Here is a 17,527-nt window from a genome sequence, read left to right as displayed (position 1 = left end):
GTCGATCAGCGCTTCACGCCGCGACCCATACCTGACCGTCTTCCACTCGCGCAGCGAACGCGCTGACGGAATACGACGGTGTTTCGACGCACTCGCCGGTGCGCAGATCGAAGTGATGCTTGTAGATCGGCGACGCGACCACGATGCGTTCGCCAAGGCTGCCAATCAGCCCGCGCGACAGCACCGCCGCTTGTGAGCCTGGATCGAAGTTTTCGATCGCATAAACGGCCGGCGTGGCATCACCGTGATTCACGTGGAAAATCGCCAGCTGTTCGCCGTTGACCAGCGCGCAGACGCCAGTGTTGGGAACGATATCGTCAAGTCGGCAGATAGCTGTCCAGGGGCGTGGCACACGATCGTTGTTCATCACGGAAGTCCAGATAAGTGCTGCAGATAGGTAGGAAAACGACTCAGACCATTTCAACGACGACAGGAATCGATGCGAGCGCCGATTGCTTCGCTTGCCGTTCTGCGTGGGTCGCGGGACGAATCTGGCCGCGTTCTTCAACAAAGGTGACGTTGCTATCGGACTCGCCGCTGTTGACGAAATGACGGAAGCGCTTGCGTGTTTCGGGATCGGTGACCGCCTTCTTCCACTCGCATTCGTATGTGTCGACCACGTGCTGCAGGTCCGCTTCGAGTTCGGCGGCGACGCCGAGCCGATCGTTGACGACCACGTCGATCAGATATTCAAGACCGCCTTCGAGGTTGTCGCGCCATACGCTGGTGCGTTGCAGGCGGTCGGCAGTCCGCACGTAGAACATCAGAAAGCGGTCGATATAGCGAACCAGCGTTTCCTTATCGAGGTCCGACGCGAGCAGTTCGGCATGACGCGGCTTCATTCCGCCATTGCCGCAGACGTAGAGATTCCAACCCTTTTCAGTCGCGATAATGCCGACGTCCTTGCCCTGCGCTTCCGCACATTCGCGCGTGCAACCGGACACGCCGAACTTGATCTTGTGCGGTGTGCGCAGACCCTTGTAGCGGTTCTCGATCTCGACCGCGAGGCCCACTGAATCGCCGACACCATAACGGCACCAGGTCGAGCCGACGCAGGACTTCACCGTGCGCAGCGATTTGCCATACGCATGCCCTGATTCGAAGCCGGCTGCGATCAGTTCTTCCCAGATGAGCGGCAATTGTTCGACACGCGCGCCGAACAGATCGACTCGCTGACCGCCGGTAATCTTGGTATAGAGACCGTATTTCTTCGCGACCTGGCCGACCGCGATCAAACCATCCGGTGTCACCTCACCGCCCGCCATGCGCGGCACGACCGAATAAGTGCCGTCGCGCTGGATATTCGCGAGGTAGTAGTCGTTAGTGTCCTGTAACGACGCGTGCTCTTTCTTCAGCACGAATTCGTTCCAGCACGATGCGAGGATGCTTGCCGCGACCGGTTTGCAGATATCGCAGCCCAGCCCGTGGCCGTGTTTGGCGAGCAATTCGCCGAAGCTGCGAATCCCTTCGACCCTCACAATGTGATACAGCTCCTGGCGCGAATAGGCGAAGTGCTCGCACACGTGGTTATTGACCGCGAGACCCTGCTTCTTCAACTCCGCTTTCATTACCTGCGTGACGAGCGGAACGCAACCGCCACACGAAGTACCCGCGCTGGTTGCGCATTTAAGCGAACCGATGTCCGTGGCGCCCGCGCATACAGCGGCGCACAAGTCCCCTTTCGACACGTTATTGCACGAACAGATTTGCGCGCCGGCCGGCAATGCCTCGACGCCGAGCGCGGGTTTTGCGTTGCCGTCCGCTTGCGGCAGGATCAGAAATTCCGGCGATGCCGGCAGTTCGATGCGGTTCAGCATCATCTGCAATAGCGTGCCGTAATCGCTCGCGTCGCCCACCATGACGCCGCCGAGCAGATACTTGCCGCACTCCGACACCACCAGCTTTTTGTACACCTGTTTGCGCTCGTCGCTGAACTGATAGGCGCGGCTGCCCGGCGTGTTGCCATGCGCGTCGCCGATGCTCGCCACGTCGACGCCCATCAGCTTCAGTTTGGTGCTCATGTCGGCGCCCGCGAATTCCGCGGAGTCGCCCAGCAATTGCTTCGCTACCGCGCGCGCCATCTCATAGCCCGGCGCGACCAGACCAAACAACTGGCCGTTCCACAGTGCACACTCGCCGATTGCGTAGATGTGCGGGTCGCTGGTGCGGCATGCGTTATCGATCACGATGCCGCCGCGCGCGCCAAGCGTCAGTCCGCATTCGCGCGCGAGATCGTCGCGTGGCCGAATACCGGCGGAAAACACGATCATGTCGGTGTCGAGATGCGAGCCGTCCGCGAATTGCATCCGGTGCGTCGCTGCTTCGCCGTCGACAATCGCGGTGGTGTTCTTCTGCGTATGTACCGTCACGCCGAGCTCTTCGATCTTCGTGCGCAGCACGCGAGCGCCGCCGTCGTCCACCTGCACGGCCATCAAACGCGGGGCGAATTCCACCACGTGGGTCTGTAACCCCATGTCGCGCAATGCCTTCGCGCATTCGAGTCCGAGCAGTCCGCCGCCGACCACCGTGCCGGTTGTCGAACGCGCGCCGCATTCCTGCATCGCTTCGAGGTCGTCAATGGTTCGGTAGACGAAGCAATCGGCGCGCTCACGTCCCGCTACGGGCGGCACGAACGGATAAGAGCCGGTCGCGAACACCAGCTTGTCGTAAGGCAGGACTTCACCGGTCGACACCGTGACGGTGCGCGCATCGCGATCGATGGCGACGGCCCTGGCGTTCAGCTTCAGCAGCACGTTCTGGCGCTCGAAGAAGCCCGGCTCGACCAGCGAAAGATCGTCCGCGGTCTTGCCCGCAAAGAATTCGGACAGATGCACGCGATCGTAGGCCGGCCGCGATTCTTCGCACAGCACGGTGATGTCCAGACCATGTGCGGCGTCTTGCGCAAGGCTCTCGACCAGTTTGTGGCCGACCATCCCGTGACCGATAACGATGATTTTCATGAGCGCGGTGTCCTCAAAGTGCTAGGGCGTCGGGCGTCGCCACCGAAGGGCTGGCGAAACGATTCCGGAAATAAAAATGGCGTCCCGCAAACCCAGTCGGTGACTGAATTCGGGGGACGCCATTGTCCTGACCTGTGCTACGGCGAGTACTTTGTGTTGCACTCGCGCCGGACCCACGTTGATCCGATGGCAAGCCTTAATGCAAAGCCTGTGCCAGGCAGATGAAATCCACGCGACAAGGCCCTTGCGCAAGGCTTCTGGATGAATTGAACGGACGTGCTGCGATCTGCAGTTGCGATACGTTTCGATGCAGCGAAGCACTTGAGTGGTGCGACGCAGCACTGAGCGCGTGCGAGAAAAGCGCGTGGCGGTGGTGCATCGACGGTGCATCCTCGGTGAGGTTTCGGCGTTGCGAACAACGTGCTGCAACGAATAGCGAAGATGTCGATGGTGGGTGGCGTAGTCCTTGCATTGTTCAATGCAAGGTCATCGCGGCAACGCAGTCGCAATGACATCCAGCCCCCTGCCACGCGCAGAAAACACAGCAAACGCAGCAACGGACAACGGCGTCCCCTCGTGAGCATCACGAGCGGACGCCGTTTTTTTATTTGATGCCGACGGGATGACGATCGTCGGCCCGGACAGAAGCCACCCGGGAAATTAAGGACACCGCGATGAATACGAACACTGGCAAGGTCACGCTATTGAGCGCAGGCCCCGGCGACCTCGATCTGCTCACGCTCAAAGCCGTCAAGGCACTTGCAGCCGCCGACGTCGTATTACTCGACGATCTCGCGAACCCCGACATCGTCACGCTCGCGCCGCAGGCTCGCGTGATCCGGGTCGGCAAACGCGGCGGCTGTCGCTCGACGCCGCAAGCGTTCATCGAGCGCATGATGCGGCGCTATGCGCTCAAAGGCCTGCACGTGGTGCGGGTGAAAGGCGGTGAAGCGCTGCTATTCGGCCGCGCCGGTGAAGAAATCGCGATCTTGCGCGACGCCGGCATTGCACTCGACATCGTCAACGGCATTTCGTCGGGCTTCGCCGCAGCGGCGGGGCTCGGCATTTCGCTGACGCATCGGCGGCATTGTCATGGCGTGACCTTCGTGACAGCGCACACGGAAGATCACGGCGAGCCGGATTGGGCGGCGCTGGCCGCGACCCGCACCACGTTGGCCATCTATATGGGAATGCGGCGCATTGGGAGCATCGCCGCTGCGTTGCTGGCGAGCCTGCCCGCCGACACCCCGGCAGCGGTCGTGCAGTGGGCCGGCGCAATCGCCGAGCGGCGTTTGCTGACCCGCCTCGACCGGCTCGCGGCGGATGCTGTCGACGCGGGCTTCGACAGCCCGGCGGTGATTCTGGTGGGCGATGCGATTGGCGAGAGCGTGGAAGCGGAATACGGGGCCGCAGCGGGGGCGCTGACGGCCGTAGACAAAGCGGATGATGGGGTGGTCGCTCAGGCGGCCTGAACTCGGGTTGCCGCCGTGCCTGGGCTGCGCCGTGCGTTTGTTGCCGGCACCAGCGTGGAGGTGGTTTAAAGCGCCGCTAAAGGCTCAAACGCCAGTAGGCAGCCTCGCGTTGAAACACGTCCCCGCTTCCGCCGACGAACTCACTTCCAGCGAGCCGCCGTGCGCCAGCACGATCTGTTTGCAGATATACAGACCGAGCCCCAGCCCACCACCGGGCGTACTGGTAGCGGGCCGCCAGTACGGTTCGAAGACTTTGGTCAACGCGTCCGACGGAATCGCATTGCCGCCATTCACCACGCTCAGCACCCACTCGCTGCCGTCGATCCGCGCTTGCACCCGCACCGGAAACTCCATCGCGCCGTGCGTGACAGCATTCCCCAGCAGGTTCGACAGCAACTGCTGGATGCGCGTGCGGTCGCAACGCACCGGTGTGCTGATGGCGATGTCGTCGGCCAGCACCCGGCCGGGATTCGCTTCGCGCGCTTCGGCGATCACGACACGCAGCGCGGTCGCCAGATCGTCGACCTCGTTGATCGACACGCCAATGCCGGAGCCCAGCCGTCCGCGCGCAAAATCCATCACATCGTCGATCAGACGCGCCATTCGCAGTGTGGTGGCCTTCAGACGCTGGCCGATTTTCACGAGATCCGGCTCGTTCTTGCGCAGCGATAGCAACTCGGCCGTCGCGCTCACCGCCGACAGCGGATTGCGCAAATCATGTCCCAGCACGGCAATGAACTGCTCGCGCAGATTCGAGGTTTCGCGCTCGCGAAGCAGCGCGGTCTCGGCCGCCTGCCGCCGCCCTTCGCTGACCAGCTGGAAGGCGATCAGATCGGCAAATACTTCGAACATGCTCACGATGCGGGCATTCGACAGATCGGCCGGCGCCGGGTCGATCGCGCAGAGATTACCGAAGTAATTGCCGTCGGGCAGAATGATCGGCACGGAAATATAGCTGCCCAGGTTGTAGATTCGGGACGTGTGATGGCCGTGATAGACAGGGTCGTCGCCGAAATTGTCGATCACGATCGAAGCGCGCGCGGCCCGTGATTCGAAGCACAGCGTGGTGTGCAGATCGAGCTGACCGCCGGCCGCGAGGCCGAAGTTCACTTCGTCCTGAACCGCGCAGGCTGTCCACGTCTGGTCCGTCACGCGAGCCACGGCGGCAAAGCCCATGCCGGTGTTCTTGCAGATCAGCCGCAGGATGGACGGCACCGCGTCGATGCGCTGAACCGCTTCGATATCGCGCGCGAGATCCGGGTCTCTGCTTCCAGACGGTAAATTATTCATAAGGCGGCGCTGCCGGGTGCCCTTGCCGGTAAGGCGTGAAAACAGTGACTTTGGTGTCCCGATTGTATCGGGACTTCAAATTGCTCATTATCAGTAACACAACCTGGGAGGCCGGATGCGCACTCACCAAGCTCGCCTCTTGATCGCCGACGACGACGCCGATCTGCTGGCTGCCTACGCACTCTACTTCAGCGCGCACGGTTTCGATATCCGCACGGCGCGCAACGGGCTGGATGCGCTGGCGGAATACTGCGCGTGGCATCCCGAGGCCGCTTTACTCGATGTCGAAATGCCCCGTCTCGACGGACGCGGGGTCGCGCGCCGGATCCGCTATGTCGCCGATACGCCCGCGCCGATGCTGGTTGCAGTCAGCGGGCTCGGCCGCGCCGAGGAAAAAAACGAGTCTCTGCGCTCGGGCTTCAACCATCACTTCGTCAAGCCGGTGCCGATGCCGGTGATACTCGCGGCTTTAAACGGGCGCACGAGACACTAACCCCGTGATGAACCGCCAAAGTGGCGGCCGCGCATCGATCAGTCGCCAAAACCAAGTTCCGCGTCGACCTCTTGCCCCACCCGCAGCCACGCGCCCGCGCCGCTCGCGATCAACGCGTTATTGCCGAACGTCACCGCGCCGTCGTGCTGCGGATTCGCGCGGTAGGTGGTCATCGTGTCGGTGGGTTCGTGGGGCCATTCGGGGTTGGGCGCGCCGGTTGCCTGATCGACGGTCGGCATCGGACAACGCGCGCACAATTTGACCAGTTGCAATTGCACGCCCTGCTCCGCTGCGCTTGCGCCGTTGACGCTCAACGTCTCCACATAATCTTCTTCGTATGCGTCGAGCCCGGTCAGCACGACATTGGGACGGAAGCGGTCGATTGAAATCGACGGCGCGCCTTTGCGGATCAAACGCGTGTTCAGGTCGTCGAGCGATGCCTGGCCGACGACCAGCAGCGGAAAACCATCGGCGAAATAAGTCGTGGCGCCGCCGACACTGCTGGTGTAGTCCGGATCGACCTGGCGTTCGCGCTCGGGATCGAAACGCAGAAGCCGCGCCGGCAGACCGAGAAAGGTCGAAAACCACGCGGCGGTTGCTTCACCGGTGTCGAGGCCGTAGGCCGCGTCGTGCCAGACGGCGGTCTGTACCTTGCGCGGTGCGTCGAGTCGGCCGGCATCGAGCGGCGTGCGCAATTCGCTCATGCCAGGTGCGCGAATGATCAGCGCGTCGGCGCCGATCTCGACCTTGATCAGCGCCATACGCGGGTACGCACGCTGCGTGAGCATCGCGCCGTCCGGATGGGTGAGCATCCAGTAACGGTCGTATTCGAGGCCCGTATCGAGCAGCCGCGCCTCGTGCAACGCAATGCCGCCGCAGGATTTGATCGGATAGACGAAAAGTTCGCTGATGGTCGGCATGGTCGGGGCGCCCTGGGGATCACAGGTTCTTATGGCGAAAACCTGATTGTAAGCCGGTCACGCGAGGCGGCCGTTTCTTCCGGTCGCGCTTGGACGTAAAATCCCCAACGGTAGCGTCGGCCCAGGACAGTCGCCAATCCATCTACAGCAAAGATTGGCACGGGCACGCGCAACAGAGAAATCGCGTTTCGCGGCGCAGGCCAGCGGGCTAGTTGCCGCCTGCGCACAAGCTGGTGACGTGGCCGGGCCGAGCCTGCAATGACGCGGCCCGGTCCCATCGTCATCTGCGTGACCGAGCGGCGGGCACCTGTTCCATTTCGCTGAAGGACGTATTGAAGCCGCGGAGGCAGCGCCTGGCGAATGCCACCGCGTCACTGGCTAGAATCACCAGCTAAAGTCACTGGCTAGAACTTGTAGAAGCATCCCTCCCATCACCGAGACAGGAAATTCATCATGCTGAGCAAACCCGTGCTGACCGTTGCCGAAACGACCCGAATCCTCGAAGCCGCCCGCGCGGAAGCCGAAAAGCATCAGTGGGCCGTCGCCATCGTGGTCGCCGACGACGGCGGCCATCCGCTCGGCCTGCTGCGTCTGGACGGCAGTGCGCCGTCCAGCTCGTACATCGCAACGGAGAAGGCCCGCACGGCGGCACTCGGCCGTCGTGAGACCAAGGTCTATGAAGACATGATCAACAACGGCCGCACGGCCTTCCTGAGCGCGCCGTTGCAAGGTACGCTGGAAGGCGGCGTGCCGGTGATCGTCGACGGCCAGGTGGTCGGCGCGGTCGGCGTGTCGGGCGTCAAGTCGGATCAGGACGCGCAGATCGCCAAGGCCGGCATCCAGGCTATTGCCGCCTGAGGCGCCTCAGCCGCCTGAGCCGCTTGTGGCCTGACGCCGCCCGCCATCCCGCAACGGCGCCAACGCACAACCGGCAGTTCCGCAATCAAGAAGCTAACTGGCAACAACGCGGACCGATGCCCCCTCATCGGTCCCATCAGACAGATGGAGCAGTCGATGACTCAGATGAACCCGCGCGGCGCCCTGCAGGTCGCCGCCAATCTCGACCAGTTCGTCGAAACCGAAGCCCTGCCCGGCACCGGAATCGACAGCGCTGCATTCTGGTCGGGTTTCGACGCCCTCGTCCACGAGCTGGCGCCCAAAAACCGGGCGCTGCTCGCCGAGCGCGACCGCCTGCAAACCGAACTCGACAACTGGCATCGCGCGAATCCGGGCCCGGTGCGCGATCTGCACGCCTATCGTGCGTTTCTGGAAGGCATCGGCTATATCGTGCCGGTGCCGGCCAGCGTCAAAGCGACGACCTCGGACGTCGATACCGAAATCGCCGAACAGGCCGGCCCGCAACTGGTGGTGCCGCTGTCGAATCAACGCTATGCGTTGAACGCCGCGAACGCGCGCTGGGGCAGTCTGTACGACGCGCTCTACGGCACCGACGCGATTCCCGACACGAACGGTGCGGAAAAGCAGAAGGCGTTCAATCCGGTACGCGGTGCTGCGGTTATCGCGTATGCGCGTCAGTTTCTCGATCAGGCCGCGCCGCTTGCCAACGGTTCGCACGCCGAGGCCACGCACTATGGCGTGGAAGCCGGCAAGCTGGTCGTCACGCTGAAGAGCGGCAAGAGCGAACTGAAGTCGCCCGCGCAATTCATCGGCTATCAGGGCACGGAAAGCGCGCCGTCGGCGCTGCTGCTGAAGCACAACGGCCTGCACTTCGAGATTCAGATCGACGCCAACGACTCGATTGGCAAGACCGATTCCGCGCATGTGAAGGACGTGGTGGTCGAAGCGGCCGTGAGCACGATCATCGACTGTGAAGATTCGGTTGCCGCCGTCGATGCCGACGACAAGGTGCAGTTGTATCGCAACTGGCTCGGCCTGATGAACGGCAATCTGACCGAAGAGGTCACGAAGAACGGCAAGACCTTCACGCGCCGGCTGAACGAAGACCGCGTGTACGTCGCCGCGAACGGCACCGCGCCAGTCGTCCTGCATGGCCGCTCGCTGCTGTTCATCCGCAACGTCGGTCACCTGATGACCAATCCGGCCATCGTGACGAAAGACGGCCACGAAATTCCGGAAGGCATTCTCGACGCAGTGATCACGTCGCTGTGCGCGCTGCACGACCGCAAACACAAGCTGAACTCGCGCACCGGCTCGATCTATATCGTCAAGCCGAAGATGCATGGTCCCGCTGAAGTCGCGTTTGCGAGCGAACTGTTTGCGCGTGTGGAAGACCTGCTGCAATTGCCGCGCAATACGATCAAGATGGGCATCATGGACGAGGAGCGCCGCACCAGCGTGAACCTGCTCGCCTGTATCGCCGAAGCGTCGGAGCGTGTCGCGTTCATCAACACGGGTTTCCTCGACCGCACCGGCGACGAGATGCACACGGCGATGGAAGCCGGCCCGATGATGCGCAAGGGCGACATGAAGTCGAGCGCATGGATTGCCGCTTATGAGCGCAGCAACGTGCTGGCCGGTTTGAGCGCGGGCCTGCGCGGCCGCTCGCAGATCGGCAAGGGCATGTGGGCGATGCCCGACCTGATGCACGCGATGCTCGAACAGAAGATCGCGCATCCGAAGGCCGGTGCGAACACCGCATGGGTGCCCTCGCCGACCGCTGCGACGCTGCATGCGCTGCATTATCACCAGATCGACGTACAGGCGGTTCAGCAGCAGCTGGAGCGCTCCGACTATGCGACAGTGCGCGACGAGCTGCTCAACGGGCTACTGACGATTCCCGTGGTCGAATCGGCGAAGTGGAACGACGACGAGATTCGCAGCGAAGTCGATAACAACGCCCAAGGGATTCTCGGCTACGTGGTGCGCTGGATCGACCAGGGTGTCGGTTGCTCGAAGGTGCCCGACATTCACAACGTCGGTCTAATGGAAGACCGCGCGACGCTGCGCATTTCGAGCCAGCATATTGCTAACTGGCTGTATCACGGCGTGGTGACGCGCGAGCTGGTCGAAGAGACCTTTAAGCGCATGGCGCAGGTGGTCGACGAGCAGAACGCTGGCGATCCGCAGTACAAGCCCATGGCGCCGGGTTTCGACACGATCGCGTTTCAGGCTGCGCAGGCGCTGGTATTCGAAGGACGTCAGCAACCGAGCGGTTATACCGAACCGTTGCTGCACAAGTTCCGGCTGGAAGTGAAGAAGCTGGGGTGAGGCTGTGGTGGACGGACCGCGTTTTTGATGTGGTCTGGCTGACAATCAAAACGGGCGCCGTGATGATACGGCGCCCGTTTTTTTTAGGTAGTTCCCGGCAATGCTTAAGCGTCGCGAAACGGCACGACGTTGCCGTTCAGCTCATCGGCATCATCAAGCCGCTTCCGCCGTGTACTGAACCGCGTCACCCGCCGGCACATTATTCTGCATATAAGCCTGCAAATAAGCCTCGAAATCCGCCTTCACTTCCGGATGACGCAGCGCGAATTCAACCGTCGCCTTCAGATAGCCGAGCTTGCTGCCGCAATCGAAACGCGTGCCGAAATAGCGATACGCCAGCACCTGTTCTTCGGTCAGCAGCGATTGCACCGCATCGGTCAATTGCAGTTCGCCACCTGCACCCGGCTTTAACGCGCGGATATGTTTGAAGATGGTCGGCATCAGCACATAACGGCCGACCACGCCGAGGTTCGACGGCGCATTCTCCGGCGACGGCTTTTCGACGATGCCCGACATCTTGATCACGTTGTCTTCCCACTCGCGGCCGTCGACGACGCCGTACGAACGGCTTTCTTCGCGCGCAATGGTTTCGACGCCGATCACCGAGCTGTGATAGTGGTTGAACGTGTCGACAAGCTGGCTCATGACGGGCTTCGAGCTATGCAGCAGATCGTCGGCCAGAATCACGGCGAACGGGCTGTCGCCCACCAGTTTCTCGGCGCACAGCACCGCGTGGCCCAAGCCGAGCGCTTCGGCCTGACGCACATAAAAGCAGTCGACGTTAGCCGGTTTGATGCTGCGCACGAGGTCCAGCAACTTCTGCTTGTTACGCGCTTCGAGTTCGGCTTCGATTTCGTAGGACTTGTCGAAATGATCTTCGATCGCGCGCTTGCTGCGGCCAGTCACGAAAATCATTTCCGTGATGCCGGCGGCAATCGCCTCTTCAACCGCATATTGAATCAGCGGCTTGTCGACGATCGGCAGCATTTCCTTCGGACTTGCTTTGGTAGCCGGCAGGAATCGTGTCCCGAGGCCCGCTACGGGAAACACGGCTTTGGTGACTTTCAGCATGGTAGGCATTCCCACATCGGTTAGAAGTTAGTGGTGTCGCGGGCCTTGCGGCCAATCGATGTCGCCCGAAAAGACTAGCAAAAATTTCAGACCGATTCACCTGTCAAATTTTCCTCGCCTGAATAAATAAATTAATTCGACTTCGATATTCCGGACTGTGGAAAATACGCGGTGAAAACAGGAAATAATGACTCATTCGAATTGAATTATTTTTCCGGAATTCTGAACTTTTTGCCAGATCCGGCTACGCGGCCCGCATGTTACGACCCGCAAGACCAACACAGACTAACCCGTCAAAGGGCTAGCGTGTGTGATGCGTTGCGGGTCGGCGTTATTCGTTGTCGTCCACTGGCGGCAGCTTGCCGGGATTCATCCGGTAACGGCGGATCGGCTCGTTGCGCAGTGCTTCGCGGTAAGCGGAGGCCGCCACGAGGATCAGCAGCACGGCAATGCCGGCGAGTAAATGCAGGTTCATGACTTCACCTCTGATCAAGAGAATCCATGACTAAAATTAGCACGACAAAAGCGGCAAATAATTCGATTATTCATCTGCTTATGCTCAATTACAATTCGTCACAAAATCGCCATTCAAATAGAATTGATCAGGCATTTTTTTATCGATTTTTTTACCCGCGTGCTGCACTAGGATGTCAGGCATCGCGGGCGTGTATGGCGTCCGGGAATCCGCTTTTTCCTCCGTCAGAAAGATAAGGACCGCGCATGAGCGACTCTGCACTGGATGCCGCCGGCTCATCCCTGCCCCTCTCTCCGCCCCGTACCGCCGCGGCAGCGCGCACGCATAGCGATGCGCGCGCCGCGAGCGCCGGCAAGGATCATGTGATCGACGCGATGCGGGGTTTCGCCGCGTTACTGGTCGCGTATTTTCATTGCCGCCAGGTGGCGTGGGTCGGCATGCAGGCTTTTCACCAGAGCGTCGGGCATTCATTGAGTGTCGGCGCCATTGCCGCTTATCTGACGTTCCCGATTGCGTGGGGCTCGGCGGGCGTGCCGATTTTCTTCGTGATCAGCGGCTATTGCATTCATCGCGGCGGTGCGCTGCGGCTGGCCAGCAATCCCGATTACCGGCTCGACACCGGCAATTTCTGGGTGCGGCGTTTTGCGCGCATCTACCCGGTGTTGCTGGCGGCGCTGGTGCTGACATTTGCGCTCGACTGGTTCAGTCTGCAACTGCCGCCTGTCAGTCACAAGATTCGCGAGATCGGCTGGCAGTCGTTCGTCGTCAATCTGCTCTCGCTGCAAGGCGTCGCGGGTAAAACCTATGGGTCGAACGGCGCGCTGTGGACGCTGTCGCTCGAAGTGCAGTTCTATGCGATCTATCCGTTGCTGTTCGCGCTGCGCCGGCGAATCGGCATGACGTCGGTGCTCGCCATCGTCGCGGTAGTCAATGTCATATCCGCCTACGTGCTGGAGCGTCACGACATCCAGTTCTTCACGTCGTACTGGTTTTCGTGGACGCTCGGCGCGTGGATCGCAGACGCCAGAACCCGTCGCGCGTCCGACGCCCGTTCGTCGATCTGGCTTTACGTGCTGGCGGCGGCTTTTATCGTGCTAGGTTGCGTGGCCTTCCACTTTGGCCAGTACGGTGCGTTCCAGTTATGGGCGGTCGGCTTCGCGTTCTACCTCTATAAAGCACTGGAGCGCGGCAGCGGCAATCAGCGCGAAACGTTCGGCACGCGTTGGCTGTCGCGTTTCGGCGACTTCAGTTTCTCGCTGTATCTGATCCATCTGCCGATCTTTGTGCTGCTGTCGTCGCTGCTGTTCCGCTCGTCGCTGCAAATGTCGATCTGGCCATCGTTTGGCTACATGCTGGTGGCCGTGCCGGTTGCCTATGTGTTCTACCGGCTGGTCGAATTGCCGGCGATGAAGTGGTCGGCCAGTTTCAAACCGAAGACGGTACGGACACCGGTGTGAACTCGCGGGCCCGTCTCTGCGGGCCTCAAAACGAACGAAAAAAACGGAGCGAAGGTCCTTGGATCTTCGCTCCGCTGCGCCAACGACAAGAACCGGCCGAGCCCTTGCCTACCCCCGCGTAAAAACCGTTGCGCTCACCTTCGGCGCGCAAGCATCTGCCACGCCTCACCTCATTTCATCTGCCAGTAAAACCGGGCCGCCATAAAAGACTGCGGGAGACCCACCAAGGCCTCCCCAACCGCTTTTAACGCCCCGCCACGCCTTTCAGAATCCGCGCGACACCTTCGACATACGTTCCAGTGCCAAAGCGGCTCAGCGCCGTCTGATAACCGTTTCTGACCAGGCGATTGCGCAGTTCGTCGTTCGAGCGCAGCTCCGCGAGCGTATCGGCCAGGCCGTGCGCGTCGCCAGGCGTGCACAGCACGCCGTTTTCGTAGTCGTCGATGATCTCGAGCACGCCACCCGCGCGAGCCGCCACGACCGGGCGCTGCGCCAGCATCCCTTCGACGATCACGCGGCCAAACGGCTCAGGCGTGATCGACGTGTGAACGACAGCATCGACGGCACACATGCAACCCGGAATATCGTGCTGGAAACCGAGGAAGTGGACGCGCTCGCCCAGATTGTGTGCGGCGACGAACGCATGCAATTCGGCTTCGTACTGATCCTCGCCGAACAGCGGCGCACCGACCAGTACCGCATGCATCTGCGGATTCAGAACCATGGCTTCCAGAAGAACATGCTGCCCCTTCCAGCGCGCGAGCCGGCTGAACGAACCGACCAGAAACGCGTTCTGCGGCAGCCCCAGCAGGTCGCGCAGCGTGCCTTGCGGCACGCCCTGCAACGCGTCGAACGGTGCCGACGAAATGCCGTTGAACACGACATCGATACGCTTTTCGTCGAATTGCGTCAGCTCCACAAACGCACGCGCCGACGCCGCCGAATTGGCGATCACATGCGTCAGGCCGAGCCGCGCGCACCACTTGATGATCGCCAGTTGCTTGGCGCCGAAATGCTCGGGGCTGACGATATCGCGCAGATGCCAGACCACCGGTCGCCTCGCCAACTTGCCCGCAATCGCGCCGATCACCATCGCGCGTTGCGTGTTGGCGTAAATCACCTCGGCGTTGCGCGCGCGTCGCGCGGTGGCGCGTACGAGCGACAACAGGCCCTTGATCGCCTGCCCCTTCGGCAGCGAGCCGCCCTGTTTGCGGACATGCTTCAGCGCCCCTGCATCGAGCACGTTGACGGTGACGCCCGCCGAATCCAGCGCGGTGCGGAACGGGCCGTCGTCGAACAGCACGACCTCGATGCGCGAGCGCAGCGCCTTGACGATTTCCAGCAGCGACAGTTCGGCGCCGCCCAGCACCCCGCTTTGATCGACGGCAAGAATGCGCGGCGCGCTAGCGACGGGTTCAGCCTTATAAGGCACGTAGGCCGGCAGCCTCGCGCCGCGCAGCGCAGGCACCGCAGCCAGCACATGCGAGAAAAAGCGTTCGCGGAAATTCGCGGCGGAGAACTGCTCGGCGTTGGCGCGGCAGTCCGCTGCTGAAAAGCGCTTGATGTGATCGTCGAAACGTTTGACTGCCGTGATGATCGAGTCGGCATTCTGTTCGTCGAAGAACATCCCGGTTGGCCGGATTTCGGACAGATCACGCACGGTTTCGAGCGCTCCCCCTTTGCCGTACGCAATCACCGGCGTGCCGCAGGCCTGCGCTTCGACCACCGAAATGCCGAAGTCTTCCTCGGCGGCGAACACAAACGCTTTCGCGCGGCTCATCCGGTCCTTCAGCACCTTGAACGGCTGATAGCCCATGATCTCGACATTCGGCCCCGCCTTCGCACGGATTTTTTCCATGTCGGGGCCGTCGCCGATCACCACCAGTTTGCGCTCCGGCATCCGCGCAAACGCTTCGACAATCAGGTCGATTTTCTTGTACGGCACCATCCGCGACGCGGTCAGATAAAAATCTTCCTTGTCGGTACAGAGCGAAAATGCTTCGACATCGACCGGCGGGAAAATCACCTGTGCGTCGCGCTGATAGACCTTCTTGATGCGTCGCGCGATGAAGTCGGAATTCGCGACGAAGCCGTCCACCGAATTCGACGTGCGGACGTCCCAGTTGCGGATGTAATGCAGAATCAGCCGCGCCAGTGCCGATTTCGGGCCGCTGGTCAGCTTCGATTGCTGCAGATACTGATGCTGCAAGTCCCACGCGTAACGGATCGGCGAGTGCACGTAACTGATATGCACCTGGTCGGGGCCTGTGAGAATGCCTTTGGCCACCGCGTGGCTGCTGGAGATCACCACGTCGTAGGCCGACACATCGAGTTGCTCGATCGCGAGCGGCATCAATGGTAGATACGAGCGGTATTTTTTGCGCGCCATCGGCAGCTTCTGGATGAATGACGTGGTCACCGACTTGCCGCGCAAAAAACTGCGGTCGTCGAGAAAGTCGACGAGACTGAACAGATCGGCGTCCGGAAAGCACGCGACGATCTGCTCCAGTACTTTTTCCGCACCGGCGTAGGTGACGAGCCAGTCGTGCACGATCGCAATGCGCACGGTTTTGTCGGTACGCAGTGCAGCGCGGCGCGTGGCGGGCTGTACGCCGGGCACGCTCGTGAGTTCGCTCAGAGCACTGCGCGTCGCCGGTCTCAGCACGGCTTCTTCAAGGACTTCGTGGTTCATGCGCTTTTCCTCGGATTCAGTCGCAACAGCAGTGAACGCGCAAGATTGCGCAAGGCGGGAGTCATCGTGATCGACCACGCGATATTGGCGGCGACCATCAGAACGCCGGCGGCAATCGCCATGGTCAGACTCGGCAGGAAGCTGGCGAGCCACAGGCTGGCCAGCAGGAAAGCGAGGTGCGCGAGCATGTCGAGGGCGATCTGGCGTGCCCGGATCGCCGCGAAATGCAGCAGCACCGCATAGTCGAATAGCGCGCGGGCTGCGACCGCTATCGCTGCGCCGGTCAGGCCGAAATGCGTGATGCCGAACCACAGCGCGGCTGCAAATAGCGGCAGTTCGAACAAACCGACCCGCGCGGCCGTGGCCGGATTGACCTGCGACTGGATCAGAATCCGCGTCACGTTCGCCTGGCCGACGAGCCACACGGCGACGATCATGATGCGGCCCACCGGAGCCGCCACAGTCGCAATTTCATTGCCGACCCACAGATGCAGAAACGGTTCGAGCACGAGCATCGCCACCAGTGCGACCGGCGTGAATACACCGTTCAGAAACTCGAGCGATTGCTGCGTGATGGTGTCCGCATCCGCACGCCCCACCGCGGACAAACGCGGAAACAGCGTGCGCACCAGCGCGGTCGGCACGATGTTCAAACGCGTCACAAGGTTCTGCGGCACCGTGTAATACGTAACGAAACGCGCGCCGAGGCTCGTGCCCAACATCACGCGATCGAGCGAGTCGGCGATCATCGTGGTGACACTGGCAATCAACATCCAGCCGCCGAAATTGAACAGCCCCTTCGCCACGCCGAATTGCGGCGGCAATACGCGGCGAATTTCCAATACCTTCAACGCCGAGCGGCCCAGCAGAAGCGCGGCGAGAATGCGCGCGAACACCGCTGCCGCGAGGACGTTTTGCAAGGTCGCGCCCATCCACAGCGCAGCGCCGAGCGGCAGCAACTGGAACAGAAACGTGCCGATGGTCTGGTTCGTGTTGTAGACGCCAAAGCGCTCCGCACCATTGATCGCACCGGCAAAGACCCACGACACGTTGGCAATCGGAATCGCCACCGCGAGCCATGGCAGCGCCATATACACCTCGTGCTGCAACTCGGGCGATACCTTCGTGAAATACGCGGTGTAAAGAAAGGCACCGAAATAAATGATCAGGCCGCCGATCACACCGGTCGCCAGATTGAGCCACGTTGCGCTCCAGAACACCCGCACGCTCTCTTCCTTGTCGCCGGACGCACGCGCCTTCGAGATGTGGTTCTGCGCGGCCATGCTCATGCCGAGATCGAGGATCCCGAAGTAGCCGATCAAGGTCCACACGAGACTGATCACGCCATAGCGCTCGACGCCGAGCAGCTTGATATACGACGGCACGGTCACGAGCGAGACGAAAGTCGGCAGTACCAGCCCGAAGAAATTGATCGCTACGTTCTTGAGAATGCCTTTGTCCATCGGATGCCTTGGGGTTGACTACGTTTGCGTTGCTGATGCTCTGAC

13 protein-coding genes are annotated in these 17,527 nt (G+C 61.5%); 5 read left to right on the top strand and 8 right to left on the bottom strand.

The features are described from left to right. Positions 1 to 13: 13 nt before the first annotated feature. Positions 14 to 367, bottom strand: a complete 354-nt coding sequence (nirD, locus tag LMG28727_RS02435) for a nitrite reductase small subunit NirD (protein WP_201640705.1) — start codon at positions 365 to 367, stop codon at positions 14 to 16. Between the two features lie 43 nt (positions 368 to 410). Then, the gene (nirB, locus tag LMG28727_RS02430; RefSeq protein ID WP_201640704.1) at positions 411 to 2,960 is read right to left on the bottom strand and encodes a nitrite reductase large subunit NirB; all 2,550 of its coding nucleotides are present in this window, start codon (positions 2,958 to 2,960) and stop codon (positions 411 to 413) included. Positions 2,961 to 3,634: 674 nt separating this feature from the next. Between nirB and cobA the strand changes: the two genes are divergently transcribed. Beyond that, a complete protein-coding gene (gene cobA / locus LMG28727_RS02425) occupies positions 3,635 to 4,432 on the top strand; it encodes a uroporphyrinogen-III C-methyltransferase (RefSeq protein WP_201640703.1) in 798 nt (265 codons plus the stop codon). A gap of 84 nt (positions 4,433 to 4,516) precedes the next feature. Here cobA and LMG28727_RS02420 read toward each other — a convergent pair whose 3' ends face one another. Further along, positions 4,517 to 5,722: a sensor histidine kinase gene (locus LMG28727_RS02420; RefSeq protein WP_201640702.1), complete on the bottom strand. Its 1,206-nt coding sequence runs from the start codon at positions 5,720 to 5,722 to the stop codon at positions 4,517 to 4,519. Between the two features lie 115 nt (positions 5,723 to 5,837). Here LMG28727_RS02420 and LMG28727_RS02415 point away from each other — a divergent pair, with 115 nt between their 5' ends. Then, positions 5,838 to 6,215 carry a response regulator gene (locus tag LMG28727_RS02415; RefSeq protein ID WP_201640701.1) on the top strand — a complete coding sequence of 126 codons (378 nt, stop codon included), beginning with the start codon at positions 5,838 to 5,840 and terminating at the stop codon, positions 6,213 to 6,215. A 38-nt stretch (positions 6,216 to 6,253) separates the two neighbouring features. Here the strand turns inward: LMG28727_RS02415 and LMG28727_RS02410 are convergent, their stop codons facing one another. After that, a complete protein-coding gene (locus tag LMG28727_RS02410) occupies positions 6,254 to 7,135 on the bottom strand; it encodes an MOSC domain-containing protein (protein ID WP_201640700.1) in 882 nt (293 codons plus the stop codon). Between the two features lie 453 nt (positions 7,136 to 7,588). On the opposite strand from LMG28727_RS02410, the gene LMG28727_RS02405 reads away from it, so the two are divergent. Both LMG28727_RS02405 and LMG28727_RS02400 read left to right on the top strand, forming a co-directional pair. Beyond that, positions 7,589 to 7,993: a heme-binding protein gene (locus LMG28727_RS02405; RefSeq protein ID WP_201640699.1), complete on the top strand. Its 405-nt coding sequence runs from the start codon at positions 7,589 to 7,591 to the stop codon at positions 7,991 to 7,993. Positions 7,994 to 8,149: 156 nt separating this feature from the next. Further along, on the top strand, positions 8,150 to 10,324 hold the full coding sequence (locus tag LMG28727_RS02400; RefSeq protein ID WP_201640698.1) for a malate synthase G: 2,175 nt from the start codon (positions 8,150 to 8,152) through the stop codon (positions 10,322 to 10,324). Between the two features lie 153 nt (positions 10,325 to 10,477). Here LMG28727_RS02400 and galU read toward each other — a convergent pair whose 3' ends face one another. Together galU and LMG28727_RS02390 are read right to left on the bottom strand one after the other, a co-directional pair. Continuing rightward, entirely contained in the window at positions 10,478 to 11,395 is a 918-nt protein-coding gene (galU, locus tag LMG28727_RS02395) for a UTP--glucose-1-phosphate uridylyltransferase GalU (protein WP_201640815.1), read from the bottom strand. A gap of 331 nt (positions 11,396 to 11,726) precedes the next feature. Beyond that, positions 11,727 to 11,870 carry a hypothetical protein gene (locus tag LMG28727_RS02390; protein ID WP_201640697.1) on the bottom strand — a complete coding sequence of 48 codons (144 nt, stop codon included), beginning with the start codon at positions 11,868 to 11,870 and terminating at the stop codon, positions 11,727 to 11,729. Positions 11,871 to 12,115: 245 nt separating this feature from the next. Between LMG28727_RS02390 and LMG28727_RS02385 the strand changes: the two genes are divergently transcribed. Beyond that, positions 12,116 to 13,327 carry an acyltransferase family protein gene (locus LMG28727_RS02385; RefSeq protein ID WP_201640696.1) on the top strand — a complete coding sequence of 404 codons (1,212 nt, stop codon included), beginning with the start codon at positions 12,116 to 12,118 and terminating at the stop codon, positions 13,325 to 13,327. A gap of 244 nt (positions 13,328 to 13,571) precedes the next feature. Here LMG28727_RS02385 and LMG28727_RS02380 read toward each other — a convergent pair whose 3' ends face one another. Together LMG28727_RS02380 and LMG28727_RS02375 are read right to left on the bottom strand one after the other, a co-directional pair. Further along, the gene (locus LMG28727_RS02380) at positions 13,572 to 16,019 is read right to left on the bottom strand and encodes a glycosyltransferase family 4 protein (protein WP_201640695.1); all 2,448 of its coding nucleotides are present in this window, start codon (positions 16,017 to 16,019) and stop codon (positions 13,572 to 13,574) included. Further along, on the bottom strand, positions 16,016 to 17,482 hold the full coding sequence (locus tag LMG28727_RS02375; RefSeq protein WP_201640694.1) for a flippase: 1,467 nt from the start codon (positions 17,480 to 17,482) through the stop codon (positions 16,016 to 16,018). The genes LMG28727_RS02380 and LMG28727_RS02375 overlap by 4 nt, the downstream gene beginning before the upstream one ends. Between the last annotated feature and the right edge of the window lie 45 nt (positions 17,483 to 17,527).

The organism is Paraburkholderia metrosideri, assembly GCF_904848625.1.
GTDB classification, from domain to species: Bacteria; Pseudomonadota; Gammaproteobacteria; order Burkholderiales; family Burkholderiaceae; genus Paraburkholderia; species Paraburkholderia metrosideri.
Note: the sequence above shows the minus strand (reverse complement) of the source record. Positions and strands in the feature narration are given on the sequence as shown.